Origin of the sequence: Bradyrhizobium viridifuturi (genome assembly GCF_001238275.1) — a bacterium.
Lineage (GTDB): Bacteria > Pseudomonadota > Alphaproteobacteria > Rhizobiales > Xanthobacteraceae > Bradyrhizobium > Bradyrhizobium viridifuturi.
In genome coordinates this window covers 44,974-59,349 of record NZ_LGTB01000032.1, presented here as the reverse complement: position 1 = coordinate 59,349, position 14,376 = coordinate 44,974, and the positions used below count along the sequence as shown (strand labels likewise).

General features: G+C 64.5%; 10 protein-coding genes and 3 pseudogenes. 6 read left to right on the top strand and 7 right to left on the bottom strand.

Features of this window, described 5'->3' with window-relative positions; translation table 11 throughout:
- Positions 1-113: 113 nt before the first annotated feature.
- The 6 genes from ALC15_RS26780 to ALC15_RS26755 all read right to left on the bottom strand — a co-directional run bounded on the left by ALC15_RS26780 (position 114) and on the right by ALC15_RS26755 (position 4,370).
- A complete protein-coding gene (locus ALC15_RS26780; RefSeq protein WP_050629856.1) occupies positions 114-887 on the bottom strand; it encodes a thioesterase family protein in 774 nt (257 codons plus the stop codon).
- A 95-nt stretch (positions 888-982) separates the two neighbouring features.
- Complete coding sequence (locus ALC15_RS26775) at positions 983-1,954, bottom strand: NAD(P)H-dependent flavin oxidoreductase (RefSeq protein ID WP_050629855.1); 972 nt, start codon at positions 1,952-1,954, stop codon at positions 983-985.
- A gap of 180 nt (positions 1,955-2,134) precedes the next feature.
- On the bottom strand, positions 2,135-2,629 hold the full coding sequence (locus tag ALC15_RS26770; protein WP_050629913.1) for a hypothetical protein: 495 nt from the start codon (positions 2,627-2,629) through the stop codon (positions 2,135-2,137).
- 124 nt (positions 2,630-2,753) lie between these two features.
- Positions 2,754-3,335 carry a YqaA family protein gene (locus ALC15_RS26765; protein WP_050629854.1) on the bottom strand — a complete coding sequence of 194 codons (582 nt, stop codon included), beginning with the start codon at positions 3,333-3,335 and terminating at the stop codon, positions 2,754-2,756.
- A 63-nt stretch (positions 3,336-3,398) separates the two neighbouring features.
- Positions 3,399-3,812: a phosphoribosyl-ATP diphosphatase gene (gene hisE / locus ALC15_RS26760; RefSeq protein WP_050629853.1), complete on the bottom strand. Its 414-nt coding sequence runs from the start codon at positions 3,810-3,812 to the stop codon at positions 3,399-3,401.
- A gap of 123 nt (positions 3,813-3,935) precedes the next feature.
- Positions 3,936-4,370, bottom strand: coding sequence for a hypothetical protein (locus ALC15_RS26755; protein WP_050629852.1), 435 nt, complete (start codon positions 4,368-4,370; stop codon positions 3,936-3,938).
- A 263-nt stretch (positions 4,371-4,633) separates the two neighbouring features.
- On the opposite strand from ALC15_RS26755, the gene ALC15_RS26750 reads away from it, so the two are divergent.
- The 6 genes and pseudogenes from ALC15_RS26750 (at position 4,634) to ALC15_RS26725 (ending at position 12,335) form a co-directional block, all read left to right on the top strand.
- Positions 4,634-5,689, top strand: coding sequence for an ABC transporter substrate-binding protein (locus ALC15_RS26750; RefSeq protein WP_050629912.1), 1,056 nt, complete (start codon positions 4,634-4,636; stop codon positions 5,687-5,689).
- Between the two features lie 205 nt (positions 5,690-5,894).
- Positions 5,895-7,672, top strand: a pseudogene (locus ALC15_RS26745) (glucan ABC transporter ATP-binding protein/ permease).
- A gap of 202 nt (positions 7,673-7,874) precedes the next feature.
- Positions 7,875-9,298, top strand: a pseudogene (locus tag ALC15_RS26740) (D-alanyl-D-alanine carboxypeptidase family protein).
- A 178-nt stretch (positions 9,299-9,476) separates the two neighbouring features.
- Positions 9,477-11,158 (top strand): annotated as a pseudogene (locus tag ALC15_RS26735) (long-chain-fatty-acid--CoA ligase).
- 25 nt (positions 11,159-11,183) lie between these two features.
- Positions 11,184-11,741, top strand: a complete 558-nt coding sequence (locus ALC15_RS26730) for a DUF924 family protein (RefSeq protein ID WP_050629911.1) — start codon at positions 11,184-11,186, stop codon at positions 11,739-11,741.
- 108 nt (positions 11,742-11,849) lie between these two features.
- Positions 11,850-12,335: a peroxiredoxin gene (locus ALC15_RS26725; RefSeq protein ID WP_024579081.1), complete on the top strand. Its 486-nt coding sequence runs from the start codon at positions 11,850-11,852 to the stop codon at positions 12,333-12,335.
- 215 nt (positions 12,336-12,550) lie between these two features.
- On the opposite strand, the gene ALC15_RS26720 is transcribed toward ALC15_RS26725, so the two are convergent.
- The gene (locus ALC15_RS26720; RefSeq protein WP_050629910.1) at positions 12,551-14,131 is read right to left on the bottom strand and encodes an MFS transporter; all 1,581 of its coding nucleotides are present in this window, start codon (positions 14,129-14,131) and stop codon (positions 12,551-12,553) included.
- Between the last annotated feature and the right edge of the window lie 245 nt (positions 14,132-14,376).

Below are 14,376 nucleotides of genomic sequence, written 5' to 3'. Positions count from 1 at the left end.
AGGTCAGCCGCAGGCGATGCTGTGTGCGGAGGGCGCAGACCGCCACCCGCGTTGTTCGGACGCGCGAAGCGACCTCCCCTTTTCAAGAGAAGGTTGGAGCAGCGCAGTGCTGGCTAGCGCGGTTCGATCACCAGGCTCTGCACCGCCCGGCCGAAATAGCCCCGCACGTCGGCGAGCCGCGACATCGCAAGCCCGGCGCCGTCAGGCCCGATCCAAGACTCGCCGTCGAGCAGGACCCAGTCGCCGACCGGCTCGCGCGCCAGGCTCACGGTGAGATCGGCGTTGATGAAGGTCCATTGGTCGAAATCGAGCGCCGGCGAGGTGCCGTTGGAGAAGTCGGAGGCGACCACGGCGCGCATCGCCTGCGAGACGGCAGCCCCCGCGATCAGCGGTCGATCGACACGGAACCAGATCGCGCCCGGGCCCTTCACGCCGAAGCGGCCGCGCGCGGCCCGCATCGAGATGCATTTGACGAACGGGCTGTTCGCAAGATTACCCGGCTCGACCATGCTTTCGTCGGGGCCGGGCAGATCGACCGGAAGCGCCGCGATGTCGGGCGGCAGCTCGGCCGCCTGCTGCTTGATCTTCAGCACGGTGGCCGAGACGACGAGGACGCCGTCGGCGAGCAGCCTGACGCCGCAGAGCTGGATCTTGCGGCCGTCGCGCAGGATCTCGCTCGAGACCGTCAGCGGCGCCACCGGCACCGGACGCATCAGATCGATCGTGACCCGCGCTATCCGCATCGGCACCGGCGTCGGAATGGCTTCGGCAGCCCATACCACCAGCGCCGCCGGCGCAGAGCCGTGCTGCATCCGCGGGTCCCAGGGACCCGCGGCGTCGGGACTGGTGACGACGCGGTCGCCGTCAACGCGAAAGATCGGCTCCATCAGAGCATGATCCGGAAAAGTGTTGAGCGGTTTTCCGAAGAGACCATGCTCAAACAGAAAGCTGAAGCGCGGTGGTTCATCCTGATCACCGCGCTTTAGCCAAGCGCCGGATCGACCGCTTCGTCGTATTCCTTCTTGAAACGGCCAATCAACTCGGCCGCCGGCACCACCTTGGAGATGCTGCCGACGCCCTGGCCGGAGCCCCAGATCTCCTTCCAGGCTTTCGGCTTGGCGCGCTCGCCGGACGCATCGGTGCCGAAGCTCATCTTCGAGGGATCTGATGTCGGCAGGTTTTCCGGATCCATACCGGCCGCAACGATCGACGGCTTCAAATAGTTGCCGTGCACGCCGGTGAACAGATTGGAGTAGACGATGTCCTCGGCGGACGAATTGGTTATCATGCTCTTGTAGCCCTCGACCGCATTCGCCTCCTTGGTCGCAATGAAGGCGGAGCCGATATAGGCGAAGTCGGCGCCGATGATGCGCGCGGCGCGAATGGCGCGGCCGTTGGCGATGGTGCCCGACAGCGCGATCGGCCCGTCGAACCACTGCCGCGTCTCCGACACGAACGGGAACGGCGACAGCGTGCCGGCATGGCCGCCGGCACCGGCCGCGACCAGGATCAGGCCGTCGGCACCCTTCTCGATCGCCTTGTGCGCGAACTTCTGATTGATCACGTCGTGGAACACGATGCCGCCCCAGCCGTGGACGGCCTGGTTGAGCTCCTCACGCGCGCCGAGCGAGGAGATGATCATCGGCACCTTGTGCTTCTCGCAAAGCGCCATGTCGTGATCGAGCCGGTTGTTCGACTTGTGCACGATCTGGTTCACCGCGAACGGCGCCGACGGCCGCTCCGGATGCACCTTGTCATAGGCGGCGAGCTCTTCCTTGATCCGGTACAGCCATTCGTCGAGCAGTTCCGGCGGCCGCGCATTCAGCGCCGGAAACGAGCCCACCACGCCGGCCTTGCACTGGGCGATGACGAGGTCGGGCACGGAGATGATGAACAGCGGTGCCCCGATCACGGGAAGAGACAGGCGGCCCTTGAACAGAGCAGGCATGGACATTGGCGGCGGATCCTCAAGTTGATCGATTGATTGGTCTCGAATGCTGACCGTCATACCAACAAGGCAATCTTTCCAGTGTCAAGTATTGCGTTATGGCGCTGCAAAAAGGATGACAAAACCTCATCTAAAGAACGTATTTTCCGGCCGCATCTGGCATCCCAGACGCAAGCTTCGCCGCTGCTATTGGCAGACTGCCCGTGTCACGAAATTTTCCGTTCTGCAGTCGTTCGGGCTGCGCTTGTGGCCCGGCAGATAGACCAGCGGCGAGCATTTCTCCGACGTGTCGATATCGATGCCCTTGCCTTCCTTGAACCCCTTGCTCTGGCATAGCCGGTCGGCGCCGCTCTTGCAGTCGGGCGCACCGTTCGCGGCCACCGCGCAGACGGCGCGCCCGGTCACCATGGTCGAGGGGCGCGCCAGGTTCGACAGGTCGTTGAAGGTCTCGCCGGGACTCTTCAGCTGTGGCAGCGCCGACTTCGACTTCTCGAACAGCTTTCCGATTTCGTTGATCAGTCCGGGATTCTCGCGCTCGACCGGCGTCGGCGGCAACTCGATCTGCTGCTGAGACTCAACGGGCTGCTGCGCCGGCGACTGCACGCCGAGCGAGGGCGACGCAGTCTGCGCCCACCCGCCCTCGATCGCAGGCAGCGCCATCGACAGCGCAAGGCCTGCCATTGCGACGCGCGCCTTGGCGGGATTGAGCCGCACGAGGTTCACTGGTGGTCGCTTCCATCAGCCATCGCAGCAAGCGTAGTCCGAAGCTGCCCTCGGGCAAAGACGCGAGCAGCTTGAACTTTGGTCAGATCAGCTTGAATGCGACGACGAAGCCCAGCACCAGCACGATCGCGCCGAGCGCGACCCACAGGCCGAGCCGCTTCTCGAGCTCGGCGCGGATGACATCGCCGTAGCGGTTGAGCAGCACCGCGACGAAGAAGAAGCGGCCGCCGCGCGCAACGATCGAGCACAGGATGAACAGCCAGATGTTGTAGCCGGCGAAGCCCGAGGTGATCGTCACCAGCTTGTAGGGGATCGGCGTCAATCCCTTCACCAGGATGATCACGGCGCCCCACTCGGCATAGGAGGCGCGGAACGCGTCGACCTTGTCGGAGAGGCCGTAGAGATGGATCAGCCACTGCCCGAGCGAGTCGTAGAGCAGCGCGCCGATCGCGTAGCCGAGCACGCCGCCGGCAACCGATGCGACGGTGCAGACGGCAGCGAACCACCACGCCCGCTTCGGCCGCGCCAGCGACATCGGCAGCAGCATGATGTCGGGAGGGATCGGGAAGAACGAGCTCTCGGCGAAGGCGACGGCCGCGAGAATCCAGAGTGCGTAGGGCTTGTCGGCCGCCTCGACGCACCAGTCATAAATCCGTTTCAACATGGGCGCGATGAACCATCATGGAGCGGATTTGTCCATGCCGGGGATGGGCCGAATTTGGTTGATTTACGGCTGCCGTTTGCGCAGCCGGTTCTCCAGCGCGACAATTCGACGTCGCACCACCGGGACCGGCGCGCTCTTGGACAGGCCCTTGGGGACCTTGACCAGTGACTTCGGCAGCTTCTCGGCGATCCCGAGCAGCCGTTCGCGCCGCTCCATCTCGCGCCAGACATCGTCCGGCTTCACGCCGGCCGAAGCCCAGAGCACCGTGAGATTGTAGAGCAGGTCCGCGCTCTCGCGGACGACGGCATCCGGCTTGCCGCTGACGGCGTCGATCACGACCTCGACCGCTTCCTCGGCGAGCTTCTTGGCCATCTTGGCCGGCCCCCGCTGGAACAGCCGTGCCGTGCGCGACGTCGCTGGATCAAGATCCCTCGCCGCGATCACCGCCCGGTAAAGCCGTTCGATCGAATCACTCATCCTTCGAGCCTAATCGAAACGCGTCGCCAGCGTGTTAACGGCCGGACCGACAACAAAAAATCCACCGGCCCCGCGGCCGGTGGATTGGATGTTTGTGACAGTTTCGAGAACCGATGATGAGGGTCAGTACGGCGTATAGGGCAGTGTCGAGCGGCGCCCGTAATAGCCGTGATAACCATAATACGGTCCGCCGCCGTAATAGACCGGGCCACCGCCATAATAGGCGGGACCGCCGTAATAGCCGGGGCCGCCGTAGTAACCATAGGAGTCGTAGTAGTCGCGGCGGCTCTGGGCCGCGGCGATCGCAAGACCCGTGCCGACGATGCCGGCGAACGCAGCCGCAGCGGCCGCGCCACCACCGCCATAGTAGCGACGGCGCGCGCTGATGTCGGTCGCGCCGCTCGTGCCGTGTGATGTGGTCACTGCGGTTGCCTTGCCCGCCGGAGCGGAGCCTGCGAACGCCATCGTCGGCTCAACGGCCGTCAACGCCACCGCGGCAACCGTTGCCAATGTGGCTGCGCGGCCAACAGACGAAAAAACACCTTTTCGCGCAAACATTGCAGTCATCCTTTGTGGAAGCCGGCCCGTCGGGCCTTGGTGAGCTAACCACTCTCCTCAAATTAGGTTCCCGAAACCGAATGCAAGCTGAACAACCCAAGGTGAAATCGAGGCAGTCATCGGCCGTTCACCTTGCCCGAGGCAGAATGCCTGCAAATAACGCCTGAATTTGCAGCTTGAAATGGCCGTTGCTTGGCGCATTCGATGTTGTGAACACGGCGCGCAGCCGGCGCGGCACTTTGTCTCGCCTCCCGGATGTCATGATGCAGGTAAGTCGGACCACCGTTCTCCGCTGGATACTGGCCGGCATGATCGGCCTCTCGGGCGGCGTGTGGCCGGCGCTGACGCCGTCGCACGCCGGCGACCAGCCGCAGCCGCTCACCGTCCAGTTCACGCTCGACCGTCCGCTCGACGCTGCCGCAGCACCATTCGTGATGGCGTCGGTCGGCGGCCTGTTCGGCGCCGAGGGCCTCAACGTCGGCACCAACATTGCCACCAGTTCGGCGGACGCAATCGCGCGCGTCGCCGACGGCTCGAGCGACTTCGCGCTCGTCGACATCAACTCGCTGATCCGCTTTCGCGACAAGCCTGGCGCAGCCCCGGTCAAGGCGGTGTTCGTGCTGTTCAACCAGGCGCCCTATGCGATCATTGCCCGCAAGAGCCGCGGCATCAAGGCACTGGCGGATATGGAGGGCAAGAACCTCGGCGTCGCCGAAGGCGACCTCTCGATCCGGCTGTGGCCCGCGGTCGCCAAGCAGAACGGCATCAAGCAGGGAAGCGTGAAGCAGAACACGATCAGCGCTGCGGTGCGCGAGCCGATGCTCTCCGCAGGCCAGGTCGATGCCGTGACCGGCTTCTCCTATCTCTCGGCGATCAATCTGCGCGATCGCGGCGTGCCTGCCGACGATCTTGCGGTGCTCCGCCTCGCCGACTATGGCTGCGAGGCCTACGGCTTTGCCGTGATCGTCAGCCCGCGCCTTGCCGCGGCCAAGCCGGACGCAGTGAAAGGCTTCGTGCGCGCGGCGGTCGGCGGCACCAATCTCGCGGTCAAGGACCCGGCGCGCGCCGCAGGCGAGGTGGTGAGCCGGATGGACGGCGGCTCGCGCGATCTGGAGCTCGAGCGGCTCACCGCCATCATCCGCGACAACGTCCTGACCGGCGAGGTGAAGCGCAACGGCCTCGGCGGCATCGAGCGGGAGCGCTTCGAGCGCTCGGTCGACCAGCTCGCCGAAGACTTCAAATTCCAGAAGCGGCCGCACGCCGCCGACATCTTCGACGACCAATTCCTGCCGCCGATCGACGGCCGGCTGGTGAATTGAAAGCCATGTGAGAGCAAGATTGACGCGCGGCACCAAGCATTTGGTGTCGTCCCTGCGAAAGCAGGGACGACACTTGATATGTTGTACGGCTATTCAACCCGTCACCCTGAGCATGACGCGCTGTCACCGCTGGCCCTGCATCGCGAACCCTGATTAAATTACATCCCGCCTGACCGGGCGCCCATCGTTCGAGAGTCCCCCCGGCATGTCCATGCTCCGCCTCTATACCCGCGTCCTCGAACTGCTCGGCAAGGAGGCGCGGCTCGGCTGGATCCTCGCTGTCGCCAACATGCTGCTCGCCGGCGCGCAATTCGCCGAGCCGGTGCTGTTCGGCAAGATCGTCGACGTGCTGTCGGGGCGGCCGGTCACCGGGCTGTTCGCGACGAATTCGGCATGGCCGCTGCTGGTGGCCTGGGCGGCATTCGGCCTGTTCACGATCGGCTGCAGCGCGATCGTCGCGTTGCAGGCGGACCGGCTGGCGCACCGCCAGCGCCAGGCGGTGCTGACCGGCTATTTCGAGCACATCCTGCAGCTGCCGCTGACCTTCCATTCCGGCACCCATTCCGGACGGCTGATGAAGGTGATGCTGAACGGCACCGACGCGCTGTGGCGGCTCTGGCTCGGCTTCTTCCGCGAGCATTTCGCCGCGATCATGTCGCTGGTCGTGCTGCTGCCGCTCGCGCTCTACATCAACTGGCGGCTGGCGATCCTGCTGTTCGTGCTCTGCGTCGTGTTCACCGTGCTGACCACGATGGTGGTGCGCAAGACCTACGGCATGCAGAGCGAGGTCGAAGCCTATTACAGCGACCTCTCGCGCGCGCCTCCGACGCGCTCGGCAACGTCGCGCTGGTGCAGAGCTTCGTGCGGATCGATTCCGAGGTGCAGGGCCTGCGCTACGTCGCCGACAAGCTGCTCGCGGTGCAGATGCCGGTGCTGTCGTGGTGGGCGTTGGTCACCGTGATCACGCGCGCGTCGACCACCATCACGGTGCTCGCGATCTTCACCGTCGGCATCGCGCTGCACAACCAGGACCTCACCACGGTCGGCGAGATCGTGATGTTCGTCTCCTTCGCCACCATGCTGATCCAGAAGCTCGAGCAGGTGGTGAGCTTCATCAACAACGTGTTCATGGAAGCGCCGCGGCTGCAGGAATTCTTCGACGTGCTCGACGCGGTGCCGGCGGTGCGCGACCGGCCCGGCGCGATCGACCCCGGACGGCTGTCCGGCCTGGTCGAGTTCAACGACGTGTCGTTCTCCTATGACGGCAAGCGGCCGGCGATCGAGGATCTCAGCTTCACCGCGCTGCCGGGCCAGACCATCGCGCTGGTCGGCTCGACCGGCGCGGGCAAGTCCACCGCGATCGCGCTGTTGCATCGCGCGTTCGATCCGCAATCCGGCATCATCGAGATCGACGGTATGGACATCCGCGCGATGAAGCTGACGGCGCTGCGGCGGAACATCGGCGTGGTGTTCCAGGAGGCGCTGCTGTTCAACCGTTCGCTCGCCGAGAACCTGCGCGTCGGCAAGCCGGACGCGACCGATGAGGAGCTGCGCACCGCCGCGGCCCGTGCCCAGGCGCTGGATTTCATCGAGCGCAGCGAGAAGAAATTCGACACCCATGCCGGCGAACGCGGCCGCATGCTGTCCGGCGGCGAGCGCCAGCGATTGTCGATCGCGCGTGCGCTGCTCAAGGATCCGCCGATCCTGATCCTCGACGAGGCGACCAGCGCGCTCGATGCCGTCACCGAGGCCAAGGTGAACGCTGCTCTCGACGAAGTGATGAAGGGCCGCACCACCTTCGTGATCGCGCACCGCCTCTCCACCATCCGCCACGCCACCCGTATCCTGCTGTTCGACCAGGGACGGGTGATCGAAAGCGGAACTTTCGATGAACTGGTGGCAAAAGGCGGGCGTTTTGCCGAACTCGCGCGCGCCCAGTTCATGGTCCAGGAACAGGCGCGCGCCGGCATCGAGGCACCATAATCCTCCCCTTTCCAATTGAGGCGGCTGCCGAAATTCAGCCGATTTCGTCCACGATATAATCGGCCGGCCTCTGTTCTCTGTTGGCAAGCCGGTATAGGGTTTGCATCGCCGCATCGCGGCGCCGGACACGCTTGAAACCCGTACGTCACATCGCAAGACCTCCTTTTTCGAAGGCGGGTCTCAAAGGACCGGAACCGGACTCGTGCATTTTCCTCGCCCGCTGCGCCCGTCGTTGAAATGGATTCTGGCCGTAGCGATGCTTGCCATCGCAACGCCGCAGATCGCGCACGCCGAGGCGCTGCTGGTTGTCGAGGCCGATACCGGAAAGGTGCTGCAGGCCGACAATGCGACGATGCCGTGGTATCCGGCTTCGCTCAGCAAGCTGATGACGGCCTATGTGACGCTGAAGGCGGTCAAGGACGGCCGCGTCTCGCTCGACACGCTGCTCACGGTGTCGCCGACCGCCGCGTCGCAGTCGCCCTCGAAGATGGGCTTCCGGCCCGGCACCCAGGTCACCGTCGACAACGCGCTGAAGATGATGCTGGTGAAGTCGGCCAACGACATGGCCGTGGTGCTGGCCGAAGGCATCGGCGGCTCGATCGACGGCTTTGCCGGCGAAATGAACCAGACCGCGCAGAAGCTCGGCATGACGCAGACCAGCTACGTCAACCCGAACGGCCTGCCGGCCGACGGCCAGATCACCTCGCGCGCGACATGGCGATCCTTGCCCGCGCCATCATCCGCGACCTGCCGGAATACGAGTATTTCGTCCACATCCCCTCGATCCGCTTCGGCCGCCGCATCACCCAGAACTTCAACAAGCTGATCGGCCGCTATCCCGGCGCCGACGGCTTCAAGACCGGCTTCATCTGCGCGTCCGGCTACAACCTGGTGGCGTCGGCGACGCGCGACGGCAAGCGGCTGATCGCCGTGGTGCTGGGCGCCTCCTCGGGCCGCATGCGCGCGATCCGCGCCGCGCAGCTCCTGGATCGCGGCTTTGCCAATAACGGGCTGGCATGGCTGCGGCCCTCGCTCGGCACCGTCGACAATCTGGTGCCGATCGATTCCACGCCGCCGAACCTGCGCGAGGAGATGTGCGGCGCCAAGCACAAGCGGCCGGCCAGCGACGAGGACGGAGAGGACACCGTCGCCAGCGCCGGCGCGAGCACCAATGGCGACAGCGGCGTCAGCTTCTTCGCCTCGGGCCTGCAGGCCGCGATGCCGATCAAGCCGGCCGAGATGCTGGCGCAGCCGGCGGCGGCGTCCGAGCCGGTCGTCGTCTACACCGGACCGACCAAGACCGGCGCTGCGCTGATCGCCGCGGTCGAGGCCGACACCGAGAAGCTGCAGCCGGTCAAGCGCGGCAAGGGCAAGCACACCCGCGTCGCGGGCAAGAAACCCGATGCGGCTGACGACGCGAAGGGCGACGCCAAGAGCGCCGCCAAATCCGATGGCAAGCCGGCCGCAAAGCCGGTGCGTCACGCCAACGCCAAGCCGGATGCCGCAGCTGCGAAGCCGGACAAGCCGGCCGCCGCAAAGCCAGCCGGCAAGCCGGCGGCGGCAAAGCCTGCCGCGAAGCCCAAATCTGCTGACAAGCCGAAAGCCGACGCCAAGCCGGCCGGCTAGCAGCGCCTAAACTCCCTCCGACCTCCCAATGCGTCGATAGCGCGCAGCGGCTTGCCATTGGCCGCGGCATCGCTCAATACTGCCTGAAATACCGCGTCCAAGAATAATACGACCAAGGGTCGAAAAACCCGGAAACAATCCGGGACATCAGCCAATTTTGAGAGAGGGAAAGACCATTATGGAGCGCATCTGGCTCAAGCATTATCCGGCCGCGTGCCCGCCGATATCGACGTCACGCAATATGCCTCGCTGGTCGAATTGCTGGAAGAGAGCTTCAAGAAGTTCGCCGATCGCAAGGCGTTCATCTGCATGGACAAGGCGATCACCTATCGCGAGCTCGACGAGATGTCGTCGGCGCTCGGCGCCTATCTGCAGAGCAAGGGCCTGCAGAAGGGCGCGCGGGTCGCGCTGATGATGCCGAACGTGCTGCAATACCCGATCGCGACCGCAGCCGTGCTGCGCGCCGGCTATGCCGTGGTCAACGTCAACCCGCTCTATACCCCGCGCGAACTCGAACACCAGCTGAAGGATTCCGGCGCCGAAGCGATCGTCGTGCTGGAGAACTTTGCCACCACCGTGCAGAAGGTGCTGCCCAACGTTTCGGTCAAGCATGTCATCGTCGGCAGCATGGGCGATCTGCTTGGCCTCAAGGGCGTGATCGTCAATGTGGTGGTGCGCCGGGTGAAGAAGATGGTGCCGGCCTGGTCGATCCCGGGCGCGGTTTCATTCAACGAGGCGCTGTCGGCCGGCCGCGCCACCAAGCTCAACAAGCCGAAGTTGACGCTCGATGACGTCGCCTTCCTGCAATACACCGGCGGCACCACCGGCGTCTCCAAGGGCGCGACCCTGCTCCATCGCAACATCCTGGCCAACGTGCTGCAGAACGACGCGTGGCTGCAGCCGGCGCTGGCGAAGCCGCCGATCGTCGAGCAGATGGTCATCGTCTGCGCGCTGCCGCTGTATCACGTGTTCGCGCTCACCGCGTGCTATCTGCTGGGCATGCGGTGCGGCGGCACCAACCTCTTGATTCCGAACCCGCGCGACATGGCCGGCTTCGTCAAGGAACTGTCGAAGTACCAGGTCAGCTTCTTCCCGGCGGTCAACACGCTCTACAACGGCCTGCTCAACACGCCCGGCTTCGACAAGCTCGACTTCTCCAAGCTGAAGATCGCCAATGGCGGCGGCATGGCGACGCAACGGCCGGTCGCCGAGAAGTGGCTGAAGGTCACGGGCGTCTCGTTGTCGGAAGGCTACGGCCTGTCGGAGACCTCGCCGACCCTGACGTGCAATCCCGCCACGATCGAGGAGTTCTCCGGCACGATCGGCCTTCCCGTCCCGTCGACCTGGCTCTCGATCCGCGACGACGACGGCAATGAACTGCCGATCGGCGAGGCCGGCGAAATCTGCGCCAAGGGTCCGCAGGTGATGTCAGGCTACTGGAACAGGCCCGACGAGACCGCGCGCGTGATGACCGCGGACGGCTATTTCCGCACCGGCGACATCGGCGTGATGGACGAGAAGGGCTACACCAAGATCGTCGACCGCAAGAAGGACATGATCCTGGTCTCCGGCTTCAACGTCTATCCGAACGAGATCGAGGAAGTGATCGCGAGCCATCCGGGCGTACTGGAATGCGCCGTGATCGGCGTGCCCGATGCCAAGTCCGGCGAGGCGGTGAAGGCCTTTGTGGTCAAGAAGGACCCGAACGTCACGGCCGAGGACATCATCAAGTTCAGCGCCACCCAGCTCACCGCCTACAAGGTGCCGAAGCAGATCGAGTTCAGGACCGATTTGCCGAAGACCAATGTCGGCAAGATTCTGCGTCGCGAATTGCGCGACGAGAAGAAGGCCGCAGCATAGAGCGTGAGTGGGACTGACGCTGGATATGACTGACGCGCGCATTGCGACGCCGGCCGACGTGCTCGCCTTTTGGCAGGACGCCGGCCGCGACCGCTGGTACACACGCAACGACGCCTTCGATGCCGAGATCCGCAGCCGCTTCCTCGCCACCTGGCAGAAGGCGGCAGCCGGTGAATTGTCGTCATGGGAGGCGAGCGACGAGGGCGCGCTGGCGCTGACCATCGTGCTCGACCAGTTTCCGCGAAACCTGTTTCGCGGCGACGCCAAGACTTTCTCGAGCGATGCGCTGGCGCGCGAGGTGGCAAGCCGCGCCATCGACCGCGGCGTCGATGCGCGGACCGACCCGGTGCTGCGCGAATTCCTCTATCTGCCGTTCGAGCATTCCGAGGGCCTCGACGACCAGCAGCGCTGCGTGGCGCTGTTCAGGCAATATGACTGCCATCCCGACAACCTGAAATATGCCGAGGACCACGCCGACATCATCCGCCGGTTCGGCCGCTTCCCGCACCGGAATCGCGTGCTGGGCCGGCAGACCACGGCCGAGGAGCAGGCTTTCCTCGACGCTGGCGGGTTTTCCGGCTGATGACGGAACGGTGACTGCGCTCCCGCATTGCCGTTCTCGCTGTAGCTCGTATTGTGCCGTCCGAGCGCCGGGTCTAAGACAGGTCAGCTTCACCGAGGGAGAACACCGATGACGATCAATGTTGGCGACAAGCTGCCGGAAACCAAGTTTCGCGTGATGACCGCCGAGGGGCCGCAGGTCAAAACCACCGACGATATTTTCAAGGGCAAGAAGGTCGCCCTGTTCGCCGTGCCCGGCGCCTACACCGGCACCTGCCACAAGATGCATCTGCCGAGCATCTTCCTCAACGCCTACGCCATGAAGAACAAGGGCGTCGACACCATCGCGATCGTCTCGGTCAACGACGCCTTCGTGATGAACGCCTGGAAGCGCGACACTGACCAGCGCGACGAGGCGGTCTTTTTGGCCGACGGCAATGCCGACTTCGCCAAGGCGATCGGCATGGAGCTCGACGCCTCCGGCAACGGCCTCGGCATCCGCTCCCACCGCTACTCGATGCTGGTCGAGGACGGCGTGGTGAAGAAGCTCAACAAGGAGCCGGCTCCGGGCAAGGTCGAAGTCTCCGGCGGCGACACGCTGCTCGGGCAGCTCTGATCAACCGCGGCTCCTTCCCTTCTCCCCTTGTGGGAGAAGGTGGCGCGGATGAAATCCGCGCCGGATAAGGGGTCTCCATCCGCGGCAACAGCCCCCAAACCGTCCCATAACGATCAGGCCAAACTGGCCTCGATTGCGTATATTGCGTCCCCCTCCCCTCATGGGAGAGGGGGACGCGATGCGTGTCGCCGCAAATTGCGCGAGGGCGACATCTCCTAATCGATCGTGCGATCCTTGGTTTCCGGCAGGAAGATCAGGCCAACGACTGCGGTGGCGAGCGCAATGCTGACCGGATACCAGAGCCCGGCGAAAATGTTTCCCTGGTAGATGACAAGCGCCGAGGCTGCGAACGGCAAGAAGCCGCCGAGAATGCCAACGCCGAGGTGATACGGCAGGGATAGCGACGTCGTGCGAATGCTGGCCGGGAACATCTCCACCAGGAAGGCGGCCATCGGGCCATACACCATCCCGATCAACGCCGAGAGCCAGACCACGACCGCAACCGCGCCGGCCAAATTGATGGCCGCAGGTACAGCCCTGAATCCGGCGTCATCGAGCGCCTTCTTGTAGGTCGCCTCGTCGAAGCCGATCAGCTGCATGTCCCCGACGGTGGTGACGACACCGGTGCCCGGCACGGAAACATATGACAGGCCGTTGCGGCTGAAGAAATTGCGCGCCCGATCGCAGTCCGACACCGGCTTGGCGAACAGCGAGAAGGTGCAGCCGTCGCCAGCGATGGTGATTCGATTTTGTCGAGAGAAGGCCACCAGGCTCGGATTGGTGAAATCGGCGAGCGCATGGAAAGCAGGGACAAGGGTCACCGCGCCCAGCAGCATTCCCGCGACCATCACCGGTTTGCGGCCAATGCGATCGGACAGCGCTCCGAATATCACGATCAGGGGCATGCCGACGGTCAATCCGATCGCAAAGATGGCGTAGCTCGTCTTGTAGTCGACCTGGAGCACAGCCTGCATGAAGAACAGCGCATAAAACTGCGACGTGTACCAGATCACCGTCATGCCTGTGGTGATGCCGAACAGCGTGATCAGCACGCGCTTGAGATTATTGCGGTCGGCAAAGCTATCCTTGATCGGCGCACGGGAAATGCGCCCCTGCGATTTCATCCGTTCGAAGATCGGCGACTCCTCGAGTTTGAGCCGGATGTAGAGCGACACGAGGAGCAGGACGATCGACGTCAGGAACGGAAGCCGCCAGCCCCACATCCTGAACGCGTCGTCGCCGAGCGTGACCCGGCAGGCGAGGATCACGACAAGCGACATCAGGAAGCCGATCGTCGCCGTGGTCTGCAGCCAGCTGGTGGCATAGCCGCGCGAGACGGCAGGTGCATGCTCCGCCACATAGGTTGCGGCACCGCCATATTCACCGCCCACCGCAAGGCCCTGCGCCAGTCGCGAGGTCACCAGGAGGATCGGCGCCCATAGCCCGACTTGTTCATAGGTCGGAAGCAGACCAACAATCAGGGTCGCAAGACCCATGATCACCATCGTGATCAGAAAGGAACGCTTGCGTCCGATGCGGTCGCCCAGCGCTCCGAACACCAACGCGCCGAGAGGCCGCACCGCGAAGCCCGCGCCGAATGTCGCGAGGCTGGCCAGAAAGGCTGCGGTCTCATTGCCCGGCGGAAAAAACAAGGCGCTGAAGAAGACGGCAAGGCTGCCGTAGAGGAAGAAGTCATACCACTCAAAGACCGTTCCGAGCGACGCCGCGACCACCACGAGGCGCATCCGGCCGGCGTCTTCACCACGACTTTCCTCGACCAGACCAGCGATCGTCATATTCATCCTCCTGGCGTTCCCCCTGCGGCGCCGATGACGAGACCGGGGATCACCGGTCTTTTCGCCGGTTGATCTTGCGCGCCGCACGCGCGCGGCAGGCCTTTGCCATTAAGCGCCGGCGCGAGCGACCGAGCGAGGAATTTTCGGGATAGCCGTTCCTCAATGCGGAACACCGCACTATGCTGCGCTGGCCGATTTCCAGGGAATGGTGCCGCAGCGTTTCGCATTGCGATATGCGGGAGGAA

What these genes read in the sequence shown, in the direction of transcription:
- ALC15_RS26775 (WP_050629855.1), bottom strand. Translation starts at nt 1,954, where the DNA reads ATGTCCATGCCTGCTCTGTTCAAGGGCCGCCTGTCTCTTCCCGTGATC.
- ALC15_RS26770 (WP_050629913.1), bottom strand. Translation starts at nt 2,629, where the DNA reads ATGGCAGGCCTTGCGCTGTCGATGGCGCTGCCTGCGATCGAGGGCGGG.
- ALC15_RS26725 (WP_024579081.1), top strand. Translation starts at nt 11,850, where the DNA reads ATGACGATCAATGTTGGCGACAAGCTGCCGGAAACCAAGTTTCGCGTG.
- ALC15_RS26765 (WP_050629854.1), bottom strand. Translation starts at nt 3,335, where the DNA reads ATGTTGAAACGGATTTATGACTGGTGCGTCGAGGCGGCCGACAAGCCC.
- ALC15_RS26720 (WP_050629910.1), bottom strand. Translation starts at nt 14,131, where the DNA reads ATGACGATCGCTGGTCTGGTCGAGGAAAGTCGTGGTGAAGACGCCGGC.
- ALC15_RS26730 (WP_050629911.1), top strand. Translation starts at nt 11,184, where the DNA reads ATGACTGACGCGCGCATTGCGACGCCGGCCGACGTGCTCGCCTTTTGG.
- ALC15_RS26755 (WP_050629852.1), bottom strand. Translation starts at nt 4,370, where the DNA reads ATGTTTGCGCGAAAAGGTGTTTTTTCGTCTGTTGGCCGCGCAGCCACA.
- ALC15_RS26780 (WP_050629856.1), bottom strand. Translation starts at nt 887, where the DNA reads ATGGAGCCGATCTTTCGCGTTGACGGCGACCGCGTCGTCACCAGTCCC.
- hisE (WP_050629853.1), bottom strand. Translation starts at nt 3,812, where the DNA reads ATGAGTGATTCGATCGAACGGCTTTACCGGGCGGTGATCGCGGCGAGG.
- ALC15_RS26750 (WP_050629912.1), top strand. Translation starts at nt 4,634, where the DNA reads ATGCAGGTAAGTCGGACCACCGTTCTCCGCTGGATACTGGCCGGCATG.